The sequence below is a fragment of the Streptomyces sp. DSM 15324 genome (assembly GCF_001514285.1).
In the GTDB taxonomy this organism is placed as follows: Bacteria; Actinomycetota; Actinomycetes; order Streptomycetales; family Streptomycetaceae; genus Streptomyces.
On the sequence record NZ_KQ949024.1, the window covers coordinates 332,244 to 354,242 of the forward strand.

A 21,999-nucleotide genomic window follows, 5' to 3' on the forward strand; every position below is an offset into this window, starting at 1 on the left:
CCGATGACCACCGAGGAGAAGAAGACGACACAGCCGCAGCCGCAGCCGCCGCAACCGGCGGAGCCGGGGGCACCGGCGGCCGGATCCGCCCGGCGCGCCCTCGTCGGCCGGCTGTCCTGGGGGCTGGCCGACCAGGCGGCGTCCAGCATCTCCAACTTCGCGGTGGGCATCTATGTGGCCCGCTCGCTGGGGGTGACCGCGTTCGGCGTGTTCAGCCTGGCCTGGGTGACGTACGGCGTGGTGCTCAACGTCTCCCGCGGGCTGGCCACCGATCCGCTCGTGGTGCGCTTCAGCGGGGTGCCGGAGGCATCCTGGCGCGGGGCGGTGGCCCGCGCCTCGGGCACCGCGCTCGGCGTCGGCACCGTCATCGGCGTGCCGTGTCTGCTGGCCGGCCTCGCCCTCGGCGGCCGGGTGGGGCCCGCGTTCGCCTGCCTCGCGGTGGTGCTGCCGGGGCTGCTGCTCCAGGACGCCTGGCGGTTCTCGTTCTTCGCCGCCGGCGCCGGGCGCAAGGCGTTCCTCAACGACCTGGTGTGGGGGATCGCGCTGATCCCCGCCATGGTGGTGGCGGCCGGGGTGGGCAGTGTGGCCGCCTTCGTGCTCGCCTGGGGCGCCTCCGCGGCGGTGGCCGCCGCGTACGGCTGCCTTCAGTCCGGCATCCGGCCCCGGCCGGCCGGGGCGCGCGGCTGGCTCCGCGAGCAGCGCGACCTCGGCCACCGCTACCTCGTCGAGAACGTCAGCCTGAGCGGCGCGAGCCAGCTGCGGGCGTACGGGCTCGGCGCGCTCGCCGGGGTCGGCGCGGTCGGCGCGGTGCGGGGCGCCGAGCTGCTGATGGGCCCGTTCCTCGCCGTGCTGATGGGGCTGTCCCTGGTCACGGTCCCGGAGGCGGCACGAGTGCTGCGGCAGGCCCCGCAGCGGCTCGGGAGGTTCTGCCTCCTCCTCGGCGGCGGGCAGGCCGTCGGCGCGCTGCTCTGGGGCGGGTCGCTGCTGCTCGTGCCGGACCGGCTCGGCGCGCTCGCGCTCGGCGGGGTCTGGCACTCCGCCGCCCGGCTCATCGTGCCGATCACCCTCGGTGTCGCGGGTGCGGGCCTGGGCACCGGCGCGGCGGCCGGGCTGCGCGCGCTCGGCGCGGCCCGGCGCAGCCTGCGCTGCCAGTTGTTCGCCTCCGCCTGCTATGTCGGCGGCGGGCTCGGCGGCGCGGTCCTGGGCGGCACGGTCGGCTCGGCCTGGGGCGCCGCCGCCGCGACCGTCAGCGCCTCGGCCGTGTGGTGGCTGCACCTGCGGGCGGCCCTGCGCGAGCGGCACCACGACTCCGTTCCCGAAGTGAGGACCTCATGACCGACCGACCCAGGCTGAGCATCGGCCTGCCCGTGTACAACGGCGAGGAGTACCTGGCCGAGTCGTTCGACGCCCTGCTCGGCCAGACGTACGAGGACTTCGAGCTGGTCGTCTCCGACAACGCCTCGACCGACGGGACCGAGGACATCTGCCGGCGGTACGCCGCGAAGGACTCGCGCATCCGGTACCTGCGGCTGGCCCGGAACATCGGCGCCACGCCGAACCACAACCTCGTGTTCGCCGAGTCCCGCGGCGAGCTGTTCAAGTGGGCCTCGCACGACGACCTGTACGGCCGGGACCTGCTGCGGCGCTGTGTGGAGGCGCTGGACGAGCGGCCGGAGATGATCCTCGCGCACACCGGGCAGGCCGTCATCGACGGCGACGGCCGGGTGAAGGTGCCGTACGACTACACGCTCGCCACCGACTCGCCGCACGCCCCGGAGCGCTTCCGCAGTCTGCTGTTCGAGCCGGGCGGGGACGACTTCTACGGGGTGCTGCGGGCCGACGTGCTGCGCCGGGTGAAGCCGATGGACAGCTACCACCACGCGGACCGCACGTACGTCGCCGAGATCACCCTGCACGGTCCCTTCCACCAGGTGCCGGAGCTGCTGTACTTCCGCCGCGACCACCCCACCCGGGCCGAGCGGGCGAACCCCTCCAAGCGCTCCCGGTGCGTCAACCTGGACCCGCGCCGGGCCGGGCTGCTGCACCCGACGCCCCGGCTGCTCGCCGAGTACGTGTGGGGCTTCGCCTCGGCGATCCGGCGGGCGCCGCTGTCCCCGGCCGACCGGCGCGCGTGCTTCCGTCACCTGGCCGCGTGGATGACCAGCCGGGCGCGGCCGGGCGCCGGCGAGCGCGTGGAGGACCGCGCCCCGGTCGACCCGGCGAAGCTGACCGTCTCCGTCGACGCCCTCGTCGCCGGGCGTGAGGGGAGGCGGGCATGACCGCTGTCCGCGTCGGGCTGTTCGGGCTGCTCGGTTCGGGCAACCTGGGCAACGACGGGTCGCTGGAGGCCGTGCTCGGCTACCTCCGCTCCGCGCACCCGGAGGCGGTCGTGGACGCGCTGTGCGGCGGCCCCGAAGCCGTGACCACCCGGTTCGGGATCCCCGCCACGCGGCTGCACTGGAACCGCGCGGAGTACCGGACGGCGTCCCGTGCGGGCGCGATCGCCTCCAAGGGCCTGGGCAAGCTCGTCGACGTCTTCCGCACCGCCGCCTGGGTGCGCCGGCACGACGTGGTGATCGTGCCGGGGATGGGCGTGCTGGAGGCCACGCTGCCGCTGCGGCCGTGGGGCTTCCCCTATTCACTGTTCCTGCTCTGCGCGAGTGGCCGGCTGCTGGGCACCCGGGTCGCGCTGGTCAGCGTCGGCGCCGCCGAGATCCGCGACCGGCCGACCCGGGCCCTGGTGCGCTGGTCGGCGCGGCTGGCCGCGTACCGCTCCTACCGGGACACCCAGTCCCGGGACGCGATGCGGGCGATGGGCGTGGACACCGCGCGGGACGAGGTCTACCCCGACCTCGCGTTCTCCCTGCCGGCACCGCCGGCGAGCGCGCCCGCGGGCACGCCGGGCCCGGTCTGCGTCGGCGTCATGGACTTCCACGGCGGCAACGACGACCGGGCCCGCGCCGAGGAGATCCACCGGCGCTACCTCGACGGGACGATCCGCTTCGTCGGCGCGCTGGTCGAGGAGGGCAGGCCGGTCCGGCTGCTCACCGGCGACACGTGCGATGCGCCGGTGGTCGCCGCGATCCTCGACGCGGTGGACTCGCCGCTGGTCACCGCCGCCGAGACGGCCTCGCTGGCCGACCTGATGAAGGAGATGGCGGCCGCCGACACGGTGGTGGCGGTCCGGTACCACAACCTGATCTGCGCGCTGAAGACCGGCACTCCGGCGCTCGCGGTCAGCTACGCGGCGAAGAGCGACGCGCTCATGGAGCGGATGGGCCTCGGCGCGTTCTGCCACCCGGCCCGCGAGGTCGACGCCGACCGGCTGCTCGAGCAGTTCCGGGCGCTGGAGAAGCGATCGACGGAGCTGCGGCGGACGCTCGCCGAGCGGAACCTCGCGGCCGCCCGTCAACTCGAGGACCAGTTCACCGCCTTGACCTCGGCCGTGTTCCCCGCGGCCGACCACGCCCCGCGGGAGGCTTCATGAAAGCGATCGACGTCCCGGAGATCGCCGGCGCGTACCTGTTCGAGCCGACGCCGTACGCCGACGAACGCGGCTTCTTCTGCCGTACCTTCGACGCCGACGTGGTCCGCTCGGTGGGCCTCGACCCGGACGCCTTCGTCCAGGACAGCCTGTCCCGCTCGGTCCGGGGCGTGCTGCGCGGCCTGCACCTGCGCTCCGGCGCCGGGGAGGCCAAGCTGGTGCGCTGCTCGTACGGGAGGATCTTCGACGTCGTCGTGGACCTGCGGCCGGACTCGCCGACCTACCTCGGCCGGGCCTTCTTCGAGCTGTCCGGCGACACCCAGGTGACGCTGTACATCCCGGCGGGGTGCGCGCACGGCTTCCAGGCGCTGACGGACACCGCCGACACCTCGTACCGGATCGACCGCCCGCACGATCCGGCCGAGGACGTGACGATCGCCTTCGACGACCCGGAGCTCGCCATTCCGTGGCCGCTGCCGGTCACCTCGATGTCCCAGCGGGACCGGGAGGCGCCGCGCCTCGCCGAGGTCCTGACGTAAGAAAGAAAGTTGAGGTCGGTGTGGACACCGAAGACACCCAAGTGCTCGCCCTGCCCCGGTCGCGGACGGCGAACGAGCGGCTGCACGCCCTGATCCCCGGGGGCGCGCACACCTACGCCAAGGGCGACGACCAGTACCCCGACAACCTTGCCCCGGTCATCAGCCACGGCCGGGGCGCCCATGTGTGGGACGTCGACGGCAACCGCTATGTCGAGTACGGCTCCGGCCTGCGCTCGGTCAGCCTCGGCCACGCCCATCCCCGGGTGATCGAGGCGGTGCGGCGGGAACTCGACCGCGGCAGCAACTTCGTCCGGCCGTCCATCGTGGAGGTGGAGGCCGCGGAACGCTTCCTGGCCACGGTGCCCACCGCCGAGATGGTGAAGTTCGCGAAGAACGGCTCCGACGCCACCACCGCCGCCGTACGCCTCGCCCGGGCCGCCACCGGGCGGCCGCGGGTGGCTCTCTGCGCCGACCATCCGTTCTTCTCCGTCGACGACTGGTTCATCGGCACCACGCCGATGTCCGCCGGCATCCCGTCGTCGACCAACGAGCTGACCGTGGCGTTCCCGTACGGGGACCTGGCCGCCACCGAGGAACTCCTCACCCGGTACGAGGGCGAGGTGGCGTGTCTGATCCTGGAACCCGCCACCCACACCGAGCCGCCGCCCGGGTACCTCGCCGGTCTGCGCGAGCTGGCCGACCGGCACGGCTGCGTCCTGATCTTCGACGAGATGATCACCGGTTTCCGCTGGTCCGAGGCGGGCGCCCAGGGCCTGTACGGCGTGGTCCCCGACCTCTCCACGTTCGGCAAGGCGCTGGGCAACGGGTTCGCCGTCTCCGCGCTGGCCGGGCGGCGCGATCTGATGGAGCTGGGCGGGCTGCGGCACTCCGGCGACCGGGTGTTCCTGCTGTCGACCACGCACGGCGCGGAGACGCACTCCCTGGCGGCCGCGATGGCCGTGCAGTCCACCTATGTCGAGGAGGGGGTCACGGCGCGGCTGCACGCCCTCGGCGAGCGGCTGGCCGCCGGGGTCCGCGAGGTCGCGGCCCACATGGGCGTCGGCGACCACCTCGTCGTCCTGGGCCGGGCCAGCAACCTGGTCTTCGCCACCCTCGACGAGCACGGGCAGCCGTCGCAGCGCTACCGCACGCTCTTCCTGCGCCGGCTCCTCGCGGGCGGGGTCCTGGCCCCGTCGTTCGTGGTGAGCAGCGCGCTCAGCGAGGCCGACGTCGATCACACGGTCGACGTGGTGGCGCAGGCGTGCGCGGTGTACCGGAAGGCGCTGGACGCCGCCGACCCCACACCCTGGCTGGCCGGGCGGCCGGTGAAGCCCGTGTTCCGCCGTCTGGCGTGACGTCATGTCAGCGGCGCTCGCCCCGGCCGGCCTCGACCGTCGTGTCGGTCGTCCGTCCGGTGGTCCGGTCGGCCGTCCGGTGGTCCGGCCGGCCCGTCAGCCGGTCAGCCGTCCGGTCGACCAGCCACGCGGTCGCCGGTGTCAGCGCCAGCGCGGTGCACCAGCCGCCGAGGACGTCGGTCGGGTAGTGGGCGCCCAGGGCGACCTGCGCCCAGCCCATGGCGGCGCCGGCGACCAGCGCCGCGCCGAGGACGAGTGAGGCGCCGGCCGTCCTGCCGAGGCGGAGCCGGTCGGTCACGAGCAGCGCCACGGCGAGGGCGAGCGCGGTGAGGAAGGCGGTGTGCCCGCTCGGATAGGACAGGTTCCCGTCGTGGATGGTGCGTCCCACGAGGGACTTGAGCAGCGTCGCCGTGCCCACGGCGGCGCCCGTGCCGGCCACGACGAGCACCGCCGCGCGGGGCCGCCGCAGCAGCAGACAGCCCGTGACGGTGACGAGGACCACCGTCACGGCGCCCGCGGGCTCCCCCAGGGAGTCCAGGGCCAGCGCGACGTGCCGCCAGGGCGGCGTCACCCCGTCGACCACCGTGGAGATCCGGGTGTCGACCGAGCCGGGCCGGCTGTCGTCGGCGTAGCGGATGCCGAGCGTGACGACCAGCAGCGAGGCGAGGGCCGCCATCAGCCCGAGCCACCCCCGCGACGACGGGGGCAGCACCGCGGGCGCCGACCGGTCGGTCACGGGCGGCCTGCGGTGCTCTGCCGTGATCGGTGGGCGGTGTTCCGGATCCGTAACAGCACTCCTCCCGGGGCCGGTTCGGAATCGGTTGGCGGGCGCCGACTGCCGCCGGCACCTCTCGGCACCCTAGCCAACCCGGGCTCCGAGGCACACCGCGATCGGGTTGTCCTCAGGTCAACACTCCTTGAAGTACGGTCCACGGCGGCGCCCGAGCCGCGGCGGCGTCAGCGTCCCGTCAAGAACCGGCCCCGCTGCGTCAGGGGACCGTCAGAGCCGGTCGCCCGGTTCGGCGACCGCGCCTAGCGTCGACGGTATGCACCTCTGGGGACCGCGCCCGCCCGGCGACCTCCACCGGCGCGGGGGCGTCCGGCTCGCCGCGGGCTGCGCCCTGCTCTTCGGCACGCTGGCCGTCCTGGTCGACTGGGACGCCGGCACGCTGACCGGCCCGCGCGCCGCGCTCTGGCTCACCCTGACGGCGACCCTCTTCGCCGTCCTGCTCCCGCCGCGCGTCACCGCCGGCCCCGGCCGGCTGACGGTCCACGGTCCGCTGGGCCGACGCACCGTGCGGACCGACTCCCTGCGCTCCGTCCGGCGCCACGACGGCGTCACCACCCGGCTCGTCCTGCGGGACACCGACGGCCACCACGTCGAACTGGATGCCCGTGTCCTGGCCACCGACCCCTTCCTCCGGCACGAGGTCGACACGGGCGTCCGCCGCTCCCTGGAGCGGGGCACCCTGCGCCAGGGCGAACTGGCACTGCGCCGACTGACCGAGGAGATCGACGGCGAGACGGTCGAGGCGGTCCTGCGCGCCTCCGGGATGTCGTGACCCGGAGTGCGAGTGCCGGGGGCAGGGGCGCGGGGGCCCCGGGCCGGGGCGTCTAGAGGCAGTCGAGGACGAGATAGCCGTCGACGCGGTGCACGGTCCCGCCGTCGGGGTCCGGCGGGAGGGCGTGGCCGAGGGCTTCCGCGCGGACCTCGCCGATCCACTGGTCGTGCTGGTACTCGTGGTTGACGAGCACGGTGAGCAGATGGGTCGCCACGACGGTGAGCTGGGCGGGTGCCCCGACCCGGCCGGCGGCGATGTCGCCGATGCGGGCGTGGACGCGGTCGGCGACGGTGTCACGGAAGGCGGTGAGCCGTTCGACGGTGGGCAGCGCGCCACGGAACTTCTCCGGGTTCGCCGAGTCCATCAGCGCGTCCAGTTCCGGGTCGGGGCTGGGTTCGGCCGCGGTGAGGTTGCGGATCATGAAGTGGGCGACATGGGCCTGGTGGCCCAGATGCCAGCCGATGGCGCTGGAGTTCTCGTGCGGGCGCCAGGTCACCTCGTCCGGCGTGAGGTCCTTCCAGAGGTCGTCGGTGTAGGCGCGGGCCCGGTCGTACTCGCGCAGCAGTGCCGCCAGCTCGTGCATACGGTCGCCTCATCCGTGCTCGGGGGCCGTCTGCGCCTCGGCCGGCGCCGTTGTGCCCGGTTCCGCTCGCACGGTAGGACGTCCGGCTCCCCTTGCGGTAGAGGATCACGGGGAAGGGTGCGATGCCGTGCAGGCAGCCCCCATGGGGTGGCAGGGGTGCGCCCGTCCGGTCCGGGCGGGCGCACCCCTGCCGCGCGGGTGAGGCGTCCGCTCAGTCCTCGGACGCCGCTGCCGAGCGGCGCCGGAACACCCACCACGCGCCGCCTCCCAGCACGGCGAGCGCCGCGATCGCGCCACCGGCGAGCAGCCCGGCCGAGCCGCCCCCGTCCTCCTTCTCGTCTTTCTTCTCGCCCTTCTTCTCGCCCTTCTTCTCCCCGTCCTTCTTCTCGGCGGTCGTGGCAGCCGGTGCCGAGGTGCCGGAGGAGGGCGTCGACGCGGTGGCCGAAGGTGCGGCGCTCGCCGTGGGGCTGGAGCCGAGGGGCGTGGCGCCCGGCGCGGCGGCCTTCAGCTTCAGCAGGGGCGCGGGCTGTTCGGGCTCCGCCCCGCCGCCGGGCAGCTCGATCCAGCGGGAGATCTCGCCGTCGCTGTAGGTCTCGACCGTCTTGAAGGCGAGTTCCTCCGCCTTCGGCAGCTGGCGGACCTTGACCTTGTACTCGGCATCGGTGCCGACGGCGAGCTTCGGGCCGCCGACGGTGTAGCCGTCGCCCGTGACCTTGAACGTCCAGCCCTTGGGGGCTGCGACGAGCGTGACGTCACCCGGGGCGATGCCCTTCGGCAGGACGACGCGCATCTCGGTGAAGCCCGCCGAGGCCGACTCCGCCTCGGAGACGAAGGTGAGGGTGACGTTCTCGGCCAGGGCCCGCGCGGTGTCGGCCTCGACCTCCGCGTGGGCGAAGGCGGGCGCGGCCAGGGCGAGGGCGGCGGTCAGCGTGAGGACGCCGACGGCACCGGCCCGCCGCGCGGTGCGGGCGGAGGCGTACGGGGACGCGGGGAACGGGGACACAGGGGGACTCCTTGCTGGTGCGGGGACCCGGTCGGCCGCAGACGGCCGGCCGGGGTGAGGGAAGGACCGGGACGCGGGTCCGTCCCGGGGGTCCCCTGCGCACCAGCGCGTGTTCCAGATCCCGTGTCCCCGCCGCCGTGGGGGGAGTGACGTGGCCGGTCCGGCCCGCGGCCCCCGACGGCTCGCCGAACGTTCCGCCCACGAGCGGCGGCAGCACCCGCGCCAGCACGGCGAGCACGGCCGACCGCACGGTCCGGGCCGCCGCCAGAGCCATGGTCACGGCGGCGTCGGCACGGTGGAGCAGCCAGGCCGTGGCGAGCGCCGCCAGCAGGTGGGCCACCGTCATGGCCGTGCCCGCGTGGTGCGGGACATGCCCGTCCGACATCGCGGCGTGCCCTGCGTGACCGGCGTGACCGGCGTGCCCCAGGGGGGCCGTCGCCGTCTCGTGCCCGTGTCCCGCCCCGGCCAGGGCGAGGTGCAGCCCGGTCTGCGCCACCAGGGTGCAGCCGACGGCCACCGGCAGCGAGAGCGCGCGCCGTACGAAGGGCCGGGCCAGCGCGCACTGGGCCACCGTGAAGAGGGTCACCAGCCGCCACGGCACCGTCTGTTCGGTGACGGCGTGATGGCCGAGGGCCGCGAGCACACTGCCGACGAGGGCGAACAGCCCGGCTCGCACCCACGCGGAGGCACGGTCGGGCTTCTTCGCGGTCACCTCGACGTATACGGAGGGAAGGCCGGGGCCGTTCAGGAAAACCCGTGGTCAGCCGCAGGATGCCCCCCTCGTATAATTTGGCTCCGAACGATCGCCCCACGACCGAAGACCAAGACCGACGACCGACGACCGACGACCGACGACCGAAAGGAGCGTGCCAGTGCCAGGGCACCGGTCCATCACCGAAGCGGAGAAGCTGGCCGCGGCCAAGCTCGGCGGGATACCGATCCACCGCGAGCAGATGGCGGTGGTCGCCAACATCTACCGCGCCGCGTCGGCCGTCCGCCAGCACCTGGAGAACTCCGTGCTGCGCGGCGCCGATCTGACCTGGACCGCGTTCGTCGTGCTCTGGGTGGTGTGGGTCTGGGGCGAGTCCGAGACCCGGCACGTGGCGGAGGAGGCCGGTATCTCCAAGGGCACGCTCACCGGGGTCTCCCGGACCCTGGAGGGGCGCGGGCTGCTCCGGCGGGCGGGTCACCCCTCCGACGGCCGGCTGGTGCTGCTGAGCCTCACCGAGGAGGGCGAGACGCTGATGCGCCGCCTGTTCCCGGAGTTCAACCAGGAGGAGGCGTTCGTCGCCTCCCGGCTCAGCGACGACGAGTGCCGCGGCGTCGCCGAGGGGCTGCGCCAGGTCGTACGGCAGGTCGAGGAGCACGGCGAGGAGCGCCGGCTGGCCCTCCTCGACGGCGCCGAACCGGCCCCGCGCCGCAGCGGCCGGCGGGCGAAGGGCTGAGCCGGGTAATTCCCGAGGTGCTGCCCCCGGGTGCTCAGGTCCCGGTGTCCCCGGTGGGCCTGAGCACCACGAAGTCGGCGTTCGCCGGGTCGACGCAGACCGCGAGGCGGCCCACCCCCTCCGCGTCCACCGGCCCCATCTGCACACTGCCGCCGTGGCCGGTGACCTCGGCGACGGCGGCGTCGCAGTCCTCGACGGCGAAGACCGGGTGCCAGTAGGGGTGTCCGTCCGCGAGGGAGAGGTCCTGTTCGCGGACCTCCATCAGACCGCCCTGCATCCGTTCCTCGGGGAGCCCCTCGGGGGTGATGAGGGTGTACGTGCCCTCGCCGCCCGGCATCTCCATGTCGCCGAACCGCCAGCCGAGGACCTCGCCGTAGAACTCCTTGGCGGCGCGCGCGTCGGTCGTGTACAGCTCGGTCCAGGACAGCGAGCCGGGCTCCTCGACCAGCTCGAAGCCCGCTTCTCTGCCCGGCTGCCAGACGGCGAACTGGCCGCCCTGGGGGTCGCTGTACTGCGCCATCTTCCCCCAGTCGCCGAGGTCGCGGGGTTCCACCCGGACCGTGCCGCCCGCCCGCCGGACGGCCTCGGTCGTGGCGTCCGCGTCGTCGACGTCGTAGTAGATCATCCAGGCGGAGCGCGCGCCCTCCTCGGTCAGCCGGCCGAGCCCGGCGACGGTCCTGCCGTCCTTCTTGAACATCCCGCCCTGGCTGTCGTCCCCCTCGCCGCCCATGGGCTCGTACTCCCAGCCGAGCACGGCGTGGTAGAAGTCGGCGGCGGTCCGGACATCGGGGGCGCCGAGGTCGATCCAGCAGGGGGCACCGGGAGTGGGGTCGGTGGTGATCACGTGGATTTCCCTTCCGCAGGTCCTGGTCCCTTCAGCCTGACACCGGCCGCCGACCCCCGCCCGTCGGCCCGCCGGGCCGCAGACCGGCGAAGGGCTCCCGCCTGCCGCGTGAAGGGCCCGGATCATGCGCCCTGGGTATGCTCGCCGCCATGGCGAACACCGTGACCAGCTACGACTACGAGAAGGACGGCGCGGCGATCTACCGTCAGTCCTTCGCCACCATTCGCGCGGAGGCCGATCTCTCGGGGCTGCCCGCCGATGTCGCGCAGGTCGTGGTCCGGATGATCCACGCCTGCGGGATGGTGGACCTGGTACGGGATGTCGCCTACACGCCGGGCGTCGTGGCGCGGGCCCGTGAGGCCCTGCTCGGGGGCGCGCCCGTCCTCTGCGACGTGCAGATGGTGGCGAGCGGGGTGACCCGCCGACGGCTGCCCGCGGGCAACGAGGTGCTCTGCACCCTGTCCGACCCGGCCGTGCCGGAGCTGGCCGCGGAGCTGGGGACGACACGCAGCGCCGCCGCGCTGGAGCTGTGGCGGGACCGGCTGGAGGGCGCGGTCGTCGCCGTCGGCAACGCCCCCACCGCGCTGTTCCGGCTGCTGGAGATGATCGAGGCGGGCGCACCCCGGCCCGCCGCCGTGATCGGCGCACCGGTCGGTTTCGTCGGTGCCGCCGAGTCCAAGGACGCGCTGGCCGCGAACCCGTCCGGACTGGAGTACCTGGTGGTGCGGGGCCGCCGCGGGGGCAGCGCGATCGCCGCGGCGGCGGTCAACGCCCTTGCCTCAGAGGAGGAGTGACGGCGCCGACGGCAGGCGAATGAGCGGCGGTACGGCGGTCAGCCGCCCGCAGCGGACCGCTGTGCGGTGACCCGGCGGGCCGCCGCCTCAGCGGTGAATGCCGACGCAGCAGGTCCCGCTCGCCGATCCGTGCCCGGAATGACGGCCTCGGCGGTGGCGGATGACAGCGCGGTACGGCGGTCAGCCCGCCGTACCGGACCGCCGTTCGGTGACCCACTGGGCCGCCGCCTCCGGCGTGGGGGCGGTGGGGACGCCCTCGGGGAGTGGGGGACGACGGACCACGACCACCGGCAGGCCCGCCTCACGGGCGGCCGTCAGCTTCGGGGCGGTGGCGGCTCCCCCGCTGTCCTTGGTCACCACGACGTCGACGCGATGCCGGCGCAGCACCTCCCGTTCGCCGTCGAGGGTGAACGGGCCCCGGTCCAGCAGGAGGTGTGTCCGGTCGGGACGAGGGCCCTCGGGCGGGTCGACGGACCGGACGAGGAACCACAGACCGTCCAGCCCCGCGAACGCGGCCAGCCCCAGGCGGCCGGTGGTCAGGAACACCCGGCGCCCCAGCGCGGGCAGCAGCGCGGCGGCCTCCTCGACCGAGCCCGCCTCGTGCCAGTCGTCCCCCTCCCCCGGGGTCCAGCCGGGGCGGCGCAGGGCCAGCAGGGGGACGGCGGCACCGGCGGCGGCCAGGGCCGCGTGCCGGCTCATCGTCGCGGCGAAGGGATGGGTGGCGTCGACGAGCGCGCCGACCCGCCGCTCGCGCAGCCACGCCGTGAGCGCCTCCGCGCCGCCGAAGCCCCCGACGCGGACCTCGCCCGGCGGCAGCCGGGGGTTCGCGACCCGTCCGGCGAGCGAGGTGGTCACCGCCAGGCCGGGAGTGCCGTGCAGCAGTTCGGCGAGCCGGCGGCCCTCGGTGGTCCCGCCGAGGATCAGCACGTGCATGGGGGTACGGGTCCGTTCGTCAGGGGCGGTCGCGGCGCCCCCCACTCAAGCACACCCGCCCGGGCGCCCGTCGCCGCCGGTTCAGGCGCAGAAGTCCCCGACGGCCGCCGTGAGGACGTCGACGTCGGTGAGGCGGTCCGGGGAGGCGAGGTCGACGTACTCGGTGGTGGCATGGGCGCCCGCCACCCGCTCCCGCTCCCCGGGGCCGCCGCACCCGCCGTGTCTTCACCGTCGTGCGCCAGCGCCGCACCCACCACCCCGCGGTCCCGGCCTGCCGTGCCGCCTTCCGCGAGGCCGTCGCCCTGAATTCCGGGCGGCGAGCGGCGGGAACTACTCGGGCCGTGAGCGGTGCGGCCGGGTGCGGACCACGGCGAACGCGGCCGTGGCCAGGCCCAGGACCCCGGCGGCCAGACCGGCGGCCGCGAGCCCCCGGGCGGTCGAGTCGCTGTCCGAACCGGAGGCGGCGGAGGCGGTGGAGGCGGTGCCGCCGCTCTTCCCGGCCGCCGCGGTGGTCGCGCCGCCCGGGTCCGCGGCGCCGCCGGCTCCCTCGGCGGTGAGGGTGACCACCGGCGCCGGGTTCTCCGGTTCGTCGTCGCCGGAGGCGGCCTCCTCGATCCAGCGGGTGACCTTGCCGTCGGAGTAGGTCTGGAGCGCCTTGAAGGCCAACCGGTCGGTGTCGTCCGGGAGTTGCCCGAAAGCGACGTCGAAGTCCTCGTACTGCCCGGCGGTGATCCTCCCCCCGGTCCAGGTGATCTCGGAGACGGCCTCGGTGATGGTGCCGTCGTCGGTCTTGACCGGCGTCTTCAGCTTGGTGTTCGTCACCTTGGCCGTCCAGCCGTCCCGGGGCGAGACGAGGACGCCGAGGAGGGGGTGGTCGGTGGGCAGGAAGATCTGCACCTTCGTGGTGGCGGCGGTGTCCTCCTCGTTGGGGACCCGGAAGGTCAGCAGCCCGTCCGTGGCTCCCTTGGCGTAGGTCTGGGGGTGGACGGTGACATGGGCGGAGGCGGCACCGGCGGCGGCGAGGACCCCGGCGGCGGCCAGGGCGGCGACGGCGGCGGCCCGGCGCAGGGCGGTGGTGCGGGTCGTGGACATGGGTGAGTGGCTCTCCGTACTCGGGACGGTCGGGACGTGGTGTCGGGTGGTGATCCGCTCAGCGGATCGCGTACGAGCACCACGCCGGCGGCCCGCGCCGGTGGACGGCGTACCGCAGCAGCGCCTGCCGCGGCGCCCCCGCTGCCCCGGCCGCCGACCGCCCGGGACGCGGCACGGCCGGGACGGTCCGCGTCCCCCGCGCCACCCGCCACCAGGCGACGAGCCCGGGCAGGAGCGCGGCGGCCCACCGCAGCAGCGACCACAGGGCGGCCTCGCCGCGCCGCAGCCACCAGGTCAGCAGCAGGGCCGCCCCCAGGTGGGCGGCGGTGGCGTGCGGGGTGTGCGGGTGCCCGGCGGAGTGGGACATCCGCAGGCCGTGCATGACCATCACGGTCTGCGGCCGGGCGGTGGCGAAGGCGAGGTGCAGCCCGGCCTGGGACGCGAGCGTGCCGCCCCCGATACCGGTCAGCGAGCGCTCCCGCCCGCCCAGCAGACAGCCGGCCGCGAACAGGACGAGGGCCCCCGCGGCCTGGATCCGCACCGGCGGGGCCATGCCCGTGGCCATGGCATGGCCGCCGGCCGCGAGCAGCACGCACAGCGCGGCGAACACCGCCGCCCGCAGGCTCCGCACCGCCGGGGACACACGCATGTCGACCGATGCTGCCACGCAGCCCGCGGGCCGCTGCGCGCGCCCCCGCATGCACACCACCGTCCGCGCCCTCCGCCCGGCTGATCCCGCCCCCTCCTCACGCGTCGGACGGGAACGCCGTTCAGTTCCGACGGCCTCAGCCGTTCGCCGACGCCTTCTTGATCGCCTCGCGGATCCGGGGGTAGGTGCCGCACCGGCATACGTTCTCGATGCGGTCGATGTCGGCGTCGGTGGGCCGGGCCGTGCGCTTGAGCAGGGCCGCCGCGGCCATGATCTGGCCGGGCTGGCAGAAGCCGCACTGCGCCACGTCGCACTCCAGCCAGGCCTCCTGGACGGGGTGCAGCCGGTCGCCGTCGGCCAGGCCCTCGATGGTGGTGACCTCACGGTCCGCGCAGTCGGCGACCGGGACGACGCAGGGCTGGATCTCACCGCCGTCCAGATGGCTCGTACAGGCGCGGCAGACGCCGACCCCGCAGCCGTACTTGGGCCCGGTGACGTTCAGCAGGTCCCGCAGCACCCACAGCAGCGGCATGTCGGCGGGCGCCTCGACGGTGACCGGCTTGCCGTTGAGGACGAAGGAGTAGGAGGGCATGGGCACCTTCCGTTCAGGGCTCAGGAGTTCAGGCTCAGAAGTTCAGGGGAAACCGGCGCGGTCTCGTGCCCGTCGCGCGGGCGTAGGCGTTGGCGACCGCGCCGGCCGCCGCCGGGACGCCGAGTTCACCGGCGCCGCCCGGCTCACCGTGCGAGGGCATGATGTACGCCTCGAAGCGGAGAGGGGCGTCGCGCTGGCGGGCGTAGCGGAAGTCGGCGTAGCTGCCCTCGCGGACGGCGCCGCGGTCGATGTGCAGACCGGCCGTCAGGACGGTGGAGATGCCGTCGAGCGCGGTGCCCATGAGCTGGGCCTGGAGTCCGCGCGGGTTGATGGCGGTCCCCACGTCGGCGGCCATCACCATCCGGGTCACCCGGGGGTTCTCCGGGTCGGTGGCGTCGATCTCGGCCAGGCACGCCACGCAGGAGCCGTACTCCTCGTGCACCGCGACCCCCTGACCGTGCCCGGCCGGCAGGGCACGGCCCCAGTGCCCGGCGGCGGCCGCCTTGGCGAGCACGGCCCGGACGGCCTTGCTGCGCAGGGTCGTACGGCGGAACGCGACCGGGTCCTTGCCGAGGCGTGCGGCGATCTCGTCGACGACGATCTCCTCCGCCGTCCGTGAGGTCCCGGAGTCCACCGACCGCCAGGCGCCCAGCGGGATCCGCGCCAGTTCGACGGAGCCGTAGTCCCCGGACAGGGCACCGAAGTTGTACAGGCCGCTGTCGCTGGGCAGCGGTCCGGCCGCCGACGCGAAGGACGCCCGCCGGACGGCGCCCTTCCCCTCGTACCGCGTGCTCACGGAGGCCGTGGAGTGGGCGAAGGCCACCACGCGGCCGCCCGCGAGGCTGGCGCGGATGCGGTGATGGCCGGCCGGGCGCATCCGGCCGTGCCGCACGTCGTCGGCGCGGCTCCACATCAGCTTGACGGGGCGGCCCGCCGCCTTCGAGATGAGGGCCGCCTCCAGCGCGGCGTCGGAGTCGAGCCGCCGGCCGAACGAGCCGCCGCCGCGCATCACATGGACCGTGACCTTGGAGGCGGGCAGTCCGACGGCCTCGGCGATGCTGTCGCGGGCGTCCATCGGGGTCTGCGAGGAGAACCAGATCTCCGCCCTGGTGGTGCGGACGTCCGCCACCGCGGTCAGCACCTCCATCGGGGCGTGGCTGACGAAGGCGAACTCGAACTCGCCCTCCACCTGCGTCGATCCGCGCGGCGGGGTGCCGAGGCGGGGCACGGCGGCGCGCAGCCGGCGGCGGATGTCGGCGTCGGAGAGCGCCGCGAGCGGGCCCGGCGCCCAGGTGATCCGCAGGGCGTCGCGGGCCTGGAAGGCGTGGTGGAAGGTCTCCGCCACCACGGCGACCCCGCCCGCGACCCGCACCACGGCGTGCACGCCGGGCATCGCCCGGGCCGCGCGGTCGTCGAGGGAGATCACCGTGCCGCCGAGCGTGGGCGGTCGCGCCACCACGGTCGGCCGGGCCCCGGCCACCGTGAGGTCACCGGCGTAGCGGGCCTTGCCGGTGACGATGTCGCGGGCGTCGATCCGGGTCGTGGGCCGCCCGATCACACGGTGGCGGGAGGCCGGTTTGGGCCGGGCGGGGACGGCGGGCACCCGGATCGCGGCGGCGTACCCGGTGAGGTAGCCGAAGGTGGCCGACCGTCCGTCCGGGGCGTACACCTTGGTGTCCTTCGTACGCAGGGCGCGCGCCGGCACGTGCCAGAGCCGGGCCGCCGCGGTGACCAGCTTGGCCCGCGCGGTGGCGGCGAGCTGCCGGGCCGGTCCGTACAGCGAGCGCACCGAACTGGAGCCGCCCGTGTACTGGTTGCCCTTGGCACGGGCGTCGGCGAGGGGGATGTCGATGTCGGCGAGCCGGGCGTCCAGCTCCTCGGCGATCATCATCGCGACGGCGGTGGTCACCCCCTGCCCGACCTCCACCCTCGGCAGCCGGACGACGATCCTGTTGGCCGCCGTGACCTCGAGGACGAGCATCTCCTCGTCGGCCCCGGTCACCAGCACGTCGGAGGAACGCCGCGCGTGCTCGGCCCCCTCGGCGGGGGGCGCGTCGCAGGCGAGGGGGGCCGCGACGGTCAGGGTGGACGCGGCGAGCGTGTAGACCATGAAACGACGACGGGACAACTGACGGGCCAACGGGCACTCCTGTCCGGTTCCGCGGGATTCGACTCCTAGGAGGGACAACGGCCCGCGGAGGTTGCCTGCGCTCCCGCACCGAGCCCGCCGTCGTGCGCCGCTGCCCCCTTGTGCACTGAACTTCTTCAGCGTTGCGCTCAAGGGTGCCAACGAGGCCCCCGAGCTGCGTGGTTGAGACGCCAGACGTCTCGATCAACAGCCCGGGGGCCTCGCTCGTTGCGCTGCGCGGGCCATCACCTGATCGGTGGCCGGCTCGAAGCAGCCCGGTGCGGGAGAGCCGTCACGTCATGTTCGGTGGGTTCCCCGGTCGCGTGCTCCCGCAGGCCGGCACGTCCTCCAGCCAGGCCGGGCCCTGGAGGAAGATGTTGCTGATCCAGCCACCGTAGTCCGGCAGGTAGGACCAGGCGCTGTTGGTGATGCCCTCGGCTGTGACCGACTGCCCCTGGGCCTGGCATGTCACCCGCACGTCGGTCGGAGCGGTCAGGGTGTGCACCACCTCGGTAGCGGTGGAGGAGTCCTTGCGGACCTTGACGTCCGAGGCCCACATCCGGTGGCCGGTGTTGCCGGCCGGTGCCCCGCTGCTGCCGCACGAGGGGATCCCGTCCAGCCAGGCCGGGCCCTGGAGGAAGATGTTGCTGATCCACGCCTGGTGGTCCGGCAGGTAGGACCACGCGTCGTTGGTGATGCCTTCGGCGGTCACCGATTCCGCGTGCTGCTGGCAGGAGACGGTGACCCGCGTCGGGCCGGAGAACACAGGACCCGGCGGGGCCGAGACGCTGGGACGCTGACGGGTGTTCACTCCCGTGCCCCAGGTGCTGAACTGGCCCGAGCCGCCGCCCGTGTTGCCGTCGCAGGCCGGGACCCCGTCGAGCCAGGCCGGGCCCTGGATGTAGATGTTGCTGACCCAGCCCCGGTAGTCCGGCAGGTAGGACCACGCGTCGTTGGTGTAGCCCTCCGCCACGACGGACTCGGCCCGCTTCTGGCACTGGATCGCAAGGGACACCGGTGCGGAGAAGGTCGCCACCGGGGTGCCGCCGCGGGACGGCAGCGGGCGGACGTTGACGCCCGTGCCCCAGGTACTGTGGCGTCCTGAGCCACCGCCCGGGTCGCCGTCGCACGCCGGGATTCCATCGAGCCAGGCCTTGCCCTGGACGAAGATGTTGTTGACCCAGCCACCGTAGTCGGGCAGGAACGACCAGGCGTCGTTGGTGTAGCCCTCGGCGGTCACGGTCTCGCCGTGCTTCTGGCACGTGATCGTGATCGCTGTCGGGCCGGCGAACGTCGTGACGACCGCACCGCTCAGCGCGGGAGCGGAACGGACGTTGACGTCCGTGCCCCAGGTGCTGTGGGGGCCGCCGGCCCCCGGTGCCGCCGCGTCACCCGAGAGACGGATCGCGCCGGCGTAGTTCCGGTGGCTGGTGAAGTCCGAGACCATGATCTTGGTGTCGGATTCGCGAGCCTCGACGATCTTGCCGTTGCCCAGGTACATCGCCACATGGGTGATGGGGGACCCCCAGAACACCAGGTCGCCCGGTTGGAGGGGCGCGGTGCCGTCGGCCGCGGTGAAGCGCGCGGAGGCGGGCAGTGCGAACTCCTGGGCGGCGGTCCGCTGTCCGACCATGTCGTGGCCGACCGCCTGGGACCAGGCCCAGCGCACCATCCCCGAGCAGTCGAAGCCCTTGCGGTACGGGTCGTTCTTGCTGCGCTCAGGGTCGGAGACGTCGACGAAGCCGTAGCTCGCGCCGGGCGTCGGCCCGTGTCCTCCGCCCCACGTGTACCAGGTGCCGGCCGCGACCTGCGAGCATGCGGCCTGCACCGCGTATCCGGCGGCCTGGGTCGGGGCGGTGACGGTGACACCGCAGTCCTTGCCGGGGTTCCAGGCGGGAGTGGGCGGCACGGGCGCGGTGCCACCGCCGGCAGGGTTCTGGGCGAGGCGCCAGCCGAGCTGTTGGCCGTACTCGCGCAGGATGTTGAAGCCGTTGCAGCAGTTCATGTAGCTGGTGTGGGTGGCCTCGGAGAGCTTCGCCTGGATGACGGACTGCACTGTCTCCTCGAAGATCGTGCCGCACACTCCGTCGCCGTCACGGCAGATGTCGCGGGTGACGCCCTGGAAGCTGACCGGCACCGCCTGTCGGCGCAGCATGCCGCGCAGCCCGACGCCACCGACCATGCGACCGTCGGCGGTGATGTTCTGCGCGTAGGACTGGCGTCCGTCACGGAACGGGTCGGCGATGAGCAGGGCACCGCGGACGGCCTGGGCAACGTGACCGTGACGCTCGGAGATCAGGTGCATCCCCATGTTGATGGCGCCGGCACCCTGTGAGAAGCCGACCAGGCCGATCCGCGTCGACGGGCAGCGCAGGTAGGTGTTCGTCACCAGGGTGTCCAGCGCTTCCGCGCCGGTGCTGACCGAGTCCCACCAGTGGAAGATGTCCTTCGCGTCGACGGCGGGGTAGACCAGAGAGGTGGTCGAGATGTCGGAGCGGGCGTGCCCGTACTGGGACACCAGGAGGTCGGCGGCGGCCTGCGCGGCGGGCCCCGCGGTGTCGCCCATCCCGTAGGGGCCCACGTAGCCCTCACTGGACCCGCGCACGCCGATGATGGTGACCCTCGTACACACCGGGTCGTCCGCCCGCGCGGCCGGGACGAGAGGACTGAGCAGGCCGGTCAGGAGCGCCACGGCGGTCAGCAGGGTCACCAGGATGCCGCGGGCGGCGGATCCGGAACGTGTCATGTCAGGTCTCGCTTTCAGCACAGGGGCAGCCCGTCGATCCAGTCGGTCCGGTTGTTCAGGTAGTAACTGGCCATGTAGCCACGGGTGTTGTCGGTCGTCGCCACCCACACCCAGTACGGGTTGCCGCCGACGACCTGATCGCCCTCGACCTGGCAGTAGACGAACACGGCGCGCGGTGCGCCGACCTGGGCCTGCACGTTCGGGCAGCGATCGACGCTCGGCGCGATCTGGCACCACTCCCCGCCCGTACGGATGTTGACGTTGGCCGCCCATACGCCGTACCAGCCGGAGCCGTGCCCGTCGGCGTGGGCGGTGGCGGCCGTGCCGAGGAGCGTGCCGGCGGCGAGGGCGAGGGCGCAGGCCGCGGAAGCCAGAGTGCGGCGGAGCTTGCGGTTCAAGGGTGTGCCTCCTGGTCGCTGGGATCCTGTGCCGCTTGAAGCGGTCACCGACTAGAACCACCGGACAGAGGCGCCGAGTTGCACGGGAGTTGTGGCCCGGGGGTGAGGTCGGCCGCGGCGTGCGCACGGGGGTGCGCACGATGCGGTTCATCTCCGTCGGCGCCTGCGGTGGCGGGCGGGCTGCCACGGTATTGACGCGGACATGTAGCCCACCTATGTTCTGGGCCGAAGTTACGAACTACGTTCGACATTACGGACAAGGGACGGTCCTGGACCCGGCTGGACACCCCCTGCCGGCCGTGGCGCCTCATGACCTGCCTCGGCCTTCCCGGCTCCCTCAGCTCCCCCATCCCCTGGAGAACCCCCTTGAGACGCAACGCCGTACGGCTGCTCCTGGCCGTCCTCGTCGCCCTCGCGACCGTCTTCACCGGCGTGGGCTCCCCCGCCCAGGCCGCCGTACCGGAATCGCCCGCCGTGACCTACACCAACCCGATCGCCGAGCAGCGGGCCGACCCGCACATCTTCCAGCACACCGACGGCTACTACTACTTCACCGCCACCGTCCCGGAGTACGACCGCATCGTGCTGCGCCGGGCGACGACCATCCAGGGCCTCGCCACGGCCTCCGAGGTCACCCTCTGGACCAAGCACTCCAGCGGGATCATGGGCGCGCACATCTGGGCGCCGGAGATCCACTTCATCGACGGCAAGTGGTACGTGTACTTCGCGGCCGGGTCGACCTCCGACGTGTGGGCGATCCGGATGTACGTCCTCGAAGGCACCGGCTCCGACCCGCTGACCGCGACCTGGACCGAGAAGGGCCAGATCACGACCACGTGGGAGAGCTTCTCCCTGGACGCCACCACGTTCGTGGTCGGCGGTGTCCGGTATCTCGCGTGGGCCCAGCACAACCCGTCCGAGAACAACAACACCAGCCTGTTCCTGGCGAAGATGAGCAACCCGTGGACCATCTCCGGCACACCGACGGAGATCTCGCAGCCCACGCTGTCCTGGGAGACGGTGGGCTACAAGGTCAACGAGGGGCCGGCGCTGATCCAGCACGGCGGCAGGGTGTTCCTGACCTACTCGGCGAGCGCCACCGACGCCAACTACTGCCTGGGGATGCTGACCGCGTCCGCGACGGCGGACCTCACCGCCGCGGCGTCCTGGACGAAGAGTCCGTCGCCGGTGTTCGCGTCGAGCGCGGCGACCTCGCAGTACGGGCCGGGGCACAACTCCTTCACCGTGTCCGAGGACGGCAAGTCGGACATCCTCGTCTACCACGACCGCAGCTACAAGGACATCTCCGGCGACCCGCTGAACGACCCCAACCGCCGCACCCGGGTGCAGAAGGTGTACTGGAAGGCGGACGGCACGCCGGACTTCGGCATCCCGGTCGCCGACGGGGTCACCCCGCAGCGGTTCTCCTCCTTCAACTACCCGGACCGGTTCATCCGGCACTGGGACTACCGCGGGAAGATCGAAGCGGACGTCAGCCCGCTCGCGGACTCGCAGTTCCGGGTCGTGACGGGGCTGGCCGGCACCGGCACGGTGTCCCTGGAGTCGGCCAACTTCCCCGGCTACTACCTGCGGCACAAGAACTTCGAGGTGTGGGTGGAGAAGAACGACGGCACCGCGGCCTTCGCCTCCGACGCCAGCTTCTACCAGCGGCCCGGACTCGCCGACTCGGCGGGGATCTCGTACGAGTCCTCGAACTACGCGGGCCGCTACCTCCGCCACTACGACTACCTGCTGTACGTGCAGACCCCGCGCACCGCGACGGACCAGGGGGACGCCACCTTCTACGCCCAGTGAGGGCCGCCCTCGCCCGTCCGGCGGTCACGCTCACCGG

Annotated in this window: 20 protein-coding genes; 9 read left to right on the forward strand and 11 right to left on the reverse strand. The window is 73.7% G+C overall.

Going from position 1 to position 21,999, the window contains the following annotated elements:
* The first annotated feature begins 3 nt into the window (after positions 1-3).
* Genes AQJ58_RS07700 through AQJ58_RS07720 form a run of 5 tightly spaced genes read left to right on the forward strand, consistent with a single transcriptional unit; the run spans position 4 to position 5,378 of the window.
* Positions 4-1,335 (forward strand): MATE family efflux transporter, encoded by a 1,332-nt coding sequence (locus AQJ58_RS07700; RefSeq protein WP_067246467.1) that lies wholly within the window; start codon positions 4-6, stop codon positions 1,333-1,335.
* Complete coding sequence (locus AQJ58_RS07705; protein WP_067246470.1) at positions 1,332-2,279, forward strand: glycosyltransferase family 2 protein; 948 nt, start codon at positions 1,332-1,334, stop codon at positions 2,277-2,279. Before AQJ58_RS07700 ends, AQJ58_RS07705 begins: the two co-directional genes overlap by 4 nt.
* A complete protein-coding gene (locus tag AQJ58_RS07710) occupies positions 2,276-3,487 on the forward strand; it encodes a polysaccharide pyruvyl transferase family protein (RefSeq protein WP_067246471.1) in 1,212 nt (403 codons plus the stop codon). The genes AQJ58_RS07705 and AQJ58_RS07710 overlap by 4 nt, the downstream gene beginning before the upstream one ends.
* The gene (locus AQJ58_RS07715; protein WP_067246474.1) at positions 3,484-4,023 is read left to right on the forward strand and encodes a dTDP-4-dehydrorhamnose 3,5-epimerase family protein; all 540 of its coding nucleotides are present in this window, start codon (positions 3,484-3,486) and stop codon (positions 4,021-4,023) included. The genes AQJ58_RS07710 and AQJ58_RS07715 overlap by 4 nt, the downstream gene beginning before the upstream one ends.
* A 20-nt stretch (positions 4,024-4,043) precedes the next feature.
* Positions 4,044-5,378, forward strand: a complete 1,335-nt coding sequence (locus AQJ58_RS07720) for a glutamate-1-semialdehyde 2,1-aminomutase (protein ID WP_067246477.1) — start codon at positions 4,044-4,046, stop codon at positions 5,376-5,378.
* A 7-nt stretch (positions 5,379-5,385) separates the two neighbouring features.
* Here the strand turns inward: AQJ58_RS07720 and AQJ58_RS07725 are convergent, their stop codons facing one another.
* Positions 5,386-6,114, reverse strand: coding sequence for a phosphatase PAP2 family protein (locus tag AQJ58_RS07725; RefSeq protein WP_067246479.1), 729 nt, complete (start codon positions 6,112-6,114; stop codon positions 5,386-5,388).
* A 310-nt stretch (positions 6,115-6,424) separates the two neighbouring features.
* Between AQJ58_RS07725 and AQJ58_RS07730 the strand changes: the two genes are divergently transcribed.
* Positions 6,425-6,940 carry a PH domain-containing protein gene (locus tag AQJ58_RS07730; protein ID WP_067246482.1) on the forward strand — a complete coding sequence of 172 codons (516 nt, stop codon included), beginning with the start codon at positions 6,425-6,427 and terminating at the stop codon, positions 6,938-6,940.
* Between the two features lie 52 nt (positions 6,941-6,992).
* On the opposite strand, the gene AQJ58_RS07735 is transcribed toward AQJ58_RS07730, so the two are convergent.
* Together AQJ58_RS07735 and AQJ58_RS07740 are read right to left on the reverse strand one after the other, a co-directional pair.
* Complete coding sequence (locus tag AQJ58_RS07735; RefSeq protein ID WP_067246485.1) at positions 6,993-7,523, reverse strand: DinB family protein; 531 nt, start codon at positions 7,521-7,523, stop codon at positions 6,993-6,995.
* A 211-nt stretch (positions 7,524-7,734) separates the two neighbouring features.
* A complete protein-coding gene (locus AQJ58_RS07740; RefSeq protein ID WP_067246487.1) occupies positions 7,735-8,526 on the reverse strand; it encodes a DUF1775 domain-containing protein in 792 nt (263 codons plus the stop codon).
* Between the two features lie 872 nt (positions 8,527-9,398).
* On the opposite strand from AQJ58_RS07740, the gene AQJ58_RS07745 reads away from it, so the two are divergent.
* On the forward strand, positions 9,399-9,971 hold the full coding sequence (locus AQJ58_RS07745) for a MarR family winged helix-turn-helix transcriptional regulator (RefSeq protein WP_067246490.1): 573 nt from the start codon (positions 9,399-9,401) through the stop codon (positions 9,969-9,971).
* Positions 9,972-10,005: 34 nt separating this feature from the next.
* On the opposite strand, the gene AQJ58_RS07750 is transcribed toward AQJ58_RS07745, so the two are convergent.
* On the reverse strand, positions 10,006-10,815 hold the full coding sequence (locus AQJ58_RS07750) for a VOC family protein (RefSeq protein WP_067246493.1): 810 nt from the start codon (positions 10,813-10,815) through the stop codon (positions 10,006-10,008).
* Positions 10,816-10,964: 149 nt separating this feature from the next.
* On the opposite strand from AQJ58_RS07750, the gene AQJ58_RS07755 reads away from it, so the two are divergent.
* Positions 10,965-11,609: a precorrin-8X methylmutase gene (locus AQJ58_RS07755; RefSeq protein ID WP_234359986.1), complete on the forward strand. Its 645-nt coding sequence runs from the start codon at positions 10,965-10,967 to the stop codon at positions 11,607-11,609.
* Between the two features lie 180 nt (positions 11,610-11,789).
* Here the strand turns inward: AQJ58_RS07755 and AQJ58_RS07760 are convergent, their stop codons facing one another.
* The 7 genes from AQJ58_RS07760 to AQJ58_RS07790 all read right to left on the reverse strand — a co-directional run bounded on the left by AQJ58_RS07760 (position 11,790) and on the right by AQJ58_RS07790 (position 20,147).
* Complete coding sequence (locus AQJ58_RS07760) at positions 11,790-12,542, reverse strand: cobalt-precorrin-6A reductase (RefSeq protein WP_067246495.1); 753 nt, start codon at positions 12,540-12,542, stop codon at positions 11,790-11,792.
* A gap of 330 nt (positions 12,543-12,872) precedes the next feature.
* Entirely contained in the window at positions 12,873-13,634 is a 762-nt protein-coding gene (locus AQJ58_RS07765; protein WP_067246497.1) for a YcnI family protein, read from the reverse strand.
* Positions 13,635-13,692: 58 nt separating this feature from the next.
* Positions 13,693-14,283: a hypothetical protein gene (locus AQJ58_RS07770; protein WP_067247700.1), complete on the reverse strand. Its 591-nt coding sequence runs from the start codon at positions 14,281-14,283 to the stop codon at positions 13,693-13,695.
* 136 nt (positions 14,284-14,419) lie between these two features.
* Positions 14,420-14,875, reverse strand: a complete 456-nt coding sequence (locus tag AQJ58_RS07775) for a (2Fe-2S)-binding protein (RefSeq protein ID WP_067246500.1) — start codon at positions 14,873-14,875, stop codon at positions 14,420-14,422.
* Between the two features lie 34 nt (positions 14,876-14,909).
* Positions 14,910-16,985: a xanthine dehydrogenase family protein molybdopterin-binding subunit gene (locus AQJ58_RS07780; RefSeq protein WP_079078757.1), complete on the reverse strand. Its 2,076-nt coding sequence runs from the start codon at positions 16,983-16,985 to the stop codon at positions 14,910-14,912.
* Positions 16,986-17,295: 310 nt separating this feature from the next.
* Entirely contained in the window at positions 17,296-19,749 is a 2,454-nt protein-coding gene (locus AQJ58_RS07785; RefSeq protein ID WP_067246505.1) for a cutinase family protein, read from the reverse strand.
* 14 nt (positions 19,750-19,763) lie between these two features.
* Positions 19,764-20,147, reverse strand: a complete 384-nt coding sequence (locus AQJ58_RS07790; RefSeq protein ID WP_067246508.1) for a hypothetical protein — start codon at positions 20,145-20,147, stop codon at positions 19,764-19,766.
* A gap of 366 nt (positions 20,148-20,513) precedes the next feature.
* On the opposite strand from AQJ58_RS07790, the gene AQJ58_RS07795 reads away from it, so the two are divergent.
* Positions 20,514-21,962, forward strand: a complete 1,449-nt coding sequence (locus tag AQJ58_RS07795) for a family 43 glycosylhydrolase (protein ID WP_067246511.1) — start codon at positions 20,514-20,516, stop codon at positions 21,960-21,962.
* Positions 21,963-21,999 lie beyond the last annotated feature (37 nt).

Coding starts and splice junctions, on each gene's coding strand:
- AQJ58_RS07700 (WP_067246467.1), top strand. CDS start 4: ATGACCACCGAGGAGAAGAAGACGACACAGCCGCAGCCGCAGCCGCCG.
- AQJ58_RS07705 (WP_067246470.1), top strand. CDS start 1,332: ATGACCGACCGACCCAGGCTGAGCATCGGCCTGCCCGTGTACAACGGC.
- AQJ58_RS07710 (WP_067246471.1), top strand. CDS start 2,276: ATGACCGCTGTCCGCGTCGGGCTGTTCGGGCTGCTCGGTTCGGGCAAC.
- AQJ58_RS07715 (WP_067246474.1), top strand. CDS start 3,484: ATGAAAGCGATCGACGTCCCGGAGATCGCCGGCGCGTACCTGTTCGAG.
- AQJ58_RS07730 (WP_067246482.1), top strand. CDS start 6,425: ATGCACCTCTGGGGACCGCGCCCGCCCGGCGACCTCCACCGGCGCGGG.
- AQJ58_RS07735 (WP_067246485.1), bottom strand. CDS start 7,523: ATGCACGAGCTGGCGGCACTGCTGCGCGAGTACGACCGGGCCCGCGCC.
- AQJ58_RS07755 (WP_234359986.1), top strand. CDS start 10,965: ATGGCGAACACCGTGACCAGCTACGACTACGAGAAGGACGGCGCGGCG.
- AQJ58_RS07760 (WP_067246495.1), bottom strand. CDS start 12,542: ATGCACGTGCTGATCCTCGGCGGGACCACCGAGGGCCGCCGGCTCGCC.
- AQJ58_RS07765 (WP_067246497.1), bottom strand. CDS start 13,634: ATGTCCACGACCCGCACCACCGCCCTGCGCCGGGCCGCCGCCGTCGCC.
- AQJ58_RS07770 (WP_067247700.1), bottom strand. CDS start 14,283: ATGCGTGTGTCCCCGGCGGTGCGGAGCCTGCGGGCGGCGGTGTTCGCC.
- AQJ58_RS07775 (WP_067246500.1), bottom strand. CDS start 14,875: ATGCCCTCCTACTCCTTCGTCCTCAACGGCAAGCCGGTCACCGTCGAG.
- AQJ58_RS07780 (WP_079078757.1), bottom strand. CDS start 16,985: ATGGTCTACACGCTCGCCGCGTCCACCCTGACCGTCGCGGCCCCCCTC.
- AQJ58_RS07785 (WP_067246505.1), bottom strand. CDS start 19,749: ATGACACGTTCCGGATCCGCCGCCCGCGGCATCCTGGTGACCCTGCTG.